Source organism: Cnuella takakiae, from assembly GCF_001953305.1.
In the GTDB taxonomy this organism is placed as follows: domain Bacteria; phylum Bacteroidota; class Bacteroidia; order Chitinophagales; family Chitinophagaceae; genus Flavisolibacter; species Flavisolibacter takakiae.
Genome location: NZ_MTFE01000010.1, coordinates 4,838,778 through 4,843,841, shown reverse-complemented (window position 1 = coordinate 4,843,841; position 5,064 = coordinate 4,838,778). Strand labels below are relative to the sequence as shown.

Genomic DNA, 5,064 nt, shown 5'->3' with positions numbered 1-5,064 from the left:
TCCGGTCTGCAGTGTCTGTCATGCCGAACTTGTTTCGGCATCCCCTTGTGTTTACAGGTACTCTGGGGAAAGCAGGAGATACTGACATACGTCAGCATGACAGTGTCTGAGGGTGCTGCCATGCCAAACTATTTCCTCACATACTCTGCGGCCTCCGTTCGCCTACCTGCTGGCGCCACATGGCATAATACAATCCACGTTGCTGCAACAGCGCTTCATGGTTGCCTGTTTCTACCACTTTGCCACGTTCCAGCACAAAAATGGTATCGGCATGCAGGATGGTGCTGAGGCGGTGCGCAATCAGAATAGTAATCTGTTCACGGGCAGCCGATATCTGGCGGATGGTAGCGCTGATATTTTCTTCAGTGATAGAGTCAAGGGCCGATGTGGCTTCGTCGAAGATCAGTAAGCGTGGGTGCCGCAACAGGGCACGGGCAATGGAGATGCGTTGCTTTTCGCCACCTGAAAGCTTCATGCCGCCTTCGCCCAAGATAGTGTCAATTCCTTTTTCGCTGCGCGACAACAAACCTTCACATGCAGCCTTGTGCAAGGCTTCCGTTATTTCTTCATCTGTAGCTTCTGCTTTTACAAACAACAGGTTGTCGCGGATGGTGCCTGCAAAAAGCTGGGTGTCCTGGGTTACAAAACCGATTTGGCGGCGCAGTTCATTGTAGCGGATTTCATCCGAGCCTTCTTCATTAAAATAAATGGCGCCATTTACCGGTTTGTACAAGCCTACGAGCAGTTTTACCAGCGTGCTCTTGCCCGAGCCGGAAGGGCCCACAAAGGCAATGGTTTCGCCTGTTTTTACCGAAAAAGAAATGCCATCAATAGCATTGCCTACGCCCGTTTTGTGGCGGAATACCACGTTTTCAAAACGGAGATTTTGCAAGGGGCCAATGTCAACGGGATGCTCGGGCCTGCGCTCGATGGGCTTGTGCATCAGGGTGTCAAAGTTGTGGATGGAAGCATCCACTTCGCGGTACTGCAAAATGATATTGCCCAGGTCCTGTAGCGGTCCAAAAATGCCGGTGGAGATGAACTGCATGGTAATGAGCTCGCCGGTGGAAAGGATGTCGCGGAAGATGAGCCAGAGCAGGATAAAAAGGATAGACTGCCGCAGCAGGTTGAGCGTGGTGCCTTGTAAAAATGAGAGCATCCGCACCTTGCGCACCTTTACCATCTCCAGGTCAAAAATCCTTTGTGTCTGGTCGCGCAGGCGGCGAATCTCCGGGAAGGTGAGCCCAAGGCTTTTCACCAGTTCAATATTGCGCAGGCTTTCAGTGATCACACCACTCATCTTGTTGGTCTCGCGGTTGATGGAGCGTTGCACCGTTTTTATTTTCTTGGACAACAAACCGGTGAGGCTACCCAGTACCACGATGCCGATGATGAATACAGGAATGAGCAACCAGTTTTTAGTAATGCTGTACCAGATCAGAAACCCAATACCCACAAAGGAGGAAAAGACCACGTTGATGAAAGAGGTTATAAACCGTTCTGTGTCTGTCTTTACTTTTTGCAATACGGAAAGTGTTTCGCCGCTGCGGCTTTCTTCATACTCCTGGAAGTTGAGGCGCAGGGTTTGTTTCAACCCGTCGTTGAATATCTGCATGCCGAAGCGGGCTACAGCCAGCCGGGTAGTATATTCCTGGAAAGCTTTTGCCAGCCGTCCTGCCAGTGCCACTGTAATGGCGATGCCCAACCAAAACAGTACGCCTTCTATCAACTCCTTTTCGGGCCGGTTATCCCGCTTGTTGGCATAGTCGTCGATGATCTTGCCAAAGATGATGGGATCGATAAGGGTGAGCAGTTGCGCGGCTGTTGCCAGCAGCAGGGAAATGAGCAGGAGGTTCCGGTGGGGTTTAAGGTAATTCCAAAGTATGCGCATCGGGGTAAAGGTCGGCAAAAAGTACACCGGGTGAGGGAAGCTGCAAGGGTGTAGCTACAAGCTTCAAGTGGCAAGCCACAAGCTTTTTGCTACTTGTAGCTTGCAGCTAACAGCTTGGAGCTAAAAAAAGCGCCCCCTTTCGGAAGCGCTCTATAACCAATAAACAAACTTGCTTTATCAGCGTCCTTGAACTATAAACTTATGACTGCAAACTAGAAGGTCTTTCCTTCCAGCTTCTTGCCGTCGGCATCCAGTTCTACTACTTCGTAACCCAGCTTCTTCACACCCTCGATGATCTTGGTTTTATCGCCTACCAGCAGGATATTCATTTTCTCGGGCTTAAGTTGTTTTTGCGCCAGCGCTTTCAGCTGTGCAGGCGTCATGCTTTGCAGGATCTTGTTCTGTTGTTCTACAAAGTTGGCGGGCAGGTTGTAGCTGAGGATGCGCGAAATGAAGGCCGCTTTCTGGAAACCGGTTTCATAGTTGCGGGCATCGGCCTGGCCAATGGCGCTCTTCATGAAGGCTACTTCCTCGTTGGAAGGACCGTTGGCCACGTAGTTGCGGATTTCCTTCATCACCTCGGCAAGGGCGCTGTCGGTAGCACCGGCTTTGATGCCCGAGCTGAACTCGAAATCACCGCTGTGCTCATCGCCGCTGAAGCCGGCACGTGCACCATAGGTCCAGCCTTTGTCTTCACGCAGATTCAGGTTGAGGCGGCTGTTGAAGCCACCACCCAGCGGGAAGTTCATCAGGTTGCTCTTGTAGTAGTCGCCGGTGGCGTCGTACTTCAGGCCGGTGGCATAGCCCACGCGGAACTCGCTCTGTGCAGCCTTGGGTACATCTACCAGGTACACCTTGGTTTTATCAACGGCAGGTGTGGGGTTAACCTTTGCCAGCTCGATTTTCTTCTTGGGCAGTTTGTCAAGGAAAGCCAGCTGGGGAACCGCTTCGGCTTCGGTGATATCGCCTACCACTACTACTTTGGCATCAACAGAAGTCATGTAGTTGTTGTAGTAGTTCTGGATATCGACCAGGGTGATATTATTCACGGTTTCTTCGGTGCCGTCCTGCGAAATACCCAGGATATGGTCGGTACCGTAGTTCAGTTTGGCAAATACCGCATCGGCAACAGCGGCAGGTTGTGCTTTTTGCTGCTTGAATGCTTCCAGGGTTTGCTTCTTGATGCGGTTGAAAGCATCTTCGGTAAACTTGGGGTTGAACAAACGCTCCTGCAGCAGGGCCATAGTGGCAGGGAAGTTTTTCTTCAGCGACTGCACCGAGTAAACGATACCATCGGTATTGCTGCTTACAGAAATAGAAGAACCCAGTTTCTGCAATTCCACCGACAGTTGCTCGGCGGTGTAGTTCTTGGTGTCTTCACCCATCATGTCGGCAAACAGCGAAGCAAGGCCTGCTTTCTTCAGGTCGCCGGCTTGTGCCAGGTGGCCGCCGGGAATGGTGAGCGAGAAGGTAACAGTAGGTACCTCGGTATTTTGGGTGCCAATTACTTTGGCGCCATTGGCCAGGCTCTTACGCCAGAAAGCAGGTACGGCAACAACAGGGTTGGCGCCATTGCCCGGCATTTTCTTGCGGTCGAAATTGTCCTTTGCTTTATTGTATTTCAGGCCGGCATAACCATAATCAGGGGCTTTGTAGCCAGCACTGTCGATGGTATAGTTGTCGGCTGCGGCAATCATTTTTTCCTGGCCCTTGGGCAATACGCTCAGCACTACGGCAGGTTTGCCTTTGATGTACTGGTTGTACACCCGCATTACATCTTCCTTGGTTACCGAAGTATAAGCCTTCAGCATTTCAGCAATCCTGTTGGGGTTGCCGGTAAAGGTTTCAAAAGCAGCCAGCTGGCTTACTTTACCCGAAACACTCTGCAGGCCGTTTACCAGTTGCGATTCGATGCCGCCTTTGAATTTGGCGATGTCCTCGTCGGTTACGCCGCGGGCTTCAAAAGTGTCGAGCGATGCACGGAACAGCTTTTCCATATCGGCCAGGGTCTTGCCAGGGTAGGGCACGATCTGGAACGACATTTCACCTGCCAGTTCGCTCAGCTGCGAAGAGCCACCGGCCTGGAGTGCCAGCTGCTTCTTGGTGAGCTGTTGGTACAGTACCGAGTTGCGGCCCTGGCCCAGTACCTGCGCCAGGCAAGCCAAAGGCGCCATATCGGGGTGGTAGTTGGCAACGGTGGGGTAGTTTACAAAAAGCAGGGGCAGGCGGGCATAGTTGTCAACGTAGGAAGTGTAGCGGGTTTTATCCAGCTGCACAGGGGCTACGGTAACAGGTTTTACTTCGGGGCCGCGGGGGATGGCGCCAAAGTATTTTTCCACCAGCTTCACGGCATCGGCGGGCTTGACATCGCCACCAATGGTAACGGTAGCGTTGTTGGGGCCGTACCAGCGCAGGAAGAAGTTCTTCAGGTCGGCCGCATTTACACGGTCCAGGTCTTCCACATAACCAATGGTAAGCCAGCTATAGGGGTGGCCGTAAGGATAGAGCGCAGTGCTGATCTTTTCGAAAGCCAGGCCATAGGGACGGTTGTCGTAGTTCTGGCCTCTTTCATTTTTCACGGTAGCACGTTGTACCTCGAATTTCTTCTGGGTAACGGCATCCAGCAAAAAGCCCATGCGGTCGGCTTCCAGCCACAACATTTTTTCGAGCTGGTTGGCGGGCACGGTTTCAAAATAGTTGGTGCGGTCGCGGTTGGTAGTACCATTGAGGGTACCACCCGACTCGGTAACGATCTTGAAGTGCTGCTCGTCGGCCACGTTGTCGGAGCCCTGGAACATCATGTGCTCAAAGAAGTGGGCAAAACCCGATTTTCCAATCTCTTCGCGGGCCGAACCTACGTGGTAGGTAACATCCACATGCACCACGGGGTCGCTGTGGTCTTCGTGCACAATCACGGTCAATCCATTGGGCAACAGGTACTTTTCGTAGGGGATCACCATCTGGGAGCCGGTTTTGGTAACCTTTTCCACCAGTTTGGCCTGACCAAAGGCGGCGCTGAAAAGCAACAGCGCACCTGATGCCAGCACCAGAGCTTTTTTCTTCATGTGAAAGGAGTTTTTTTGCGAGGGCGTAAATTACGCCAAAGGCAGGCATAGCTTTTACCGTTTATCAAAATATTAGATGGGCGTGTAAGGAAACCTATAAGGTTTATA

General features: G+C 52.0%; 2 protein-coding genes. Both read right to left on the bottom strand.

Annotated features, from left to right (window positions below; all coding sequences use genetic code 11):
- Nucleotides 1-136: 136 nt before the first annotated feature.
- Complete coding sequence (locus BUE76_RS20755; RefSeq protein ID WP_073044302.1) at nt 137-1,891, bottom strand: ABC transporter ATP-binding protein; 1,755 nt, start codon at nt 1,889-1,891, stop codon at nt 137-139.
- A gap of 212 nt (nt 1,892-2,103) precedes the next feature.
- Entirely contained in the window at nt 2,104-4,956 is a 2,853-nt protein-coding gene (locus tag BUE76_RS20750; RefSeq protein ID WP_073044303.1) for a M16 family metallopeptidase, read from the bottom strand.
- Between the last annotated feature and the right edge of the window lie 108 nt (nt 4,957-5,064).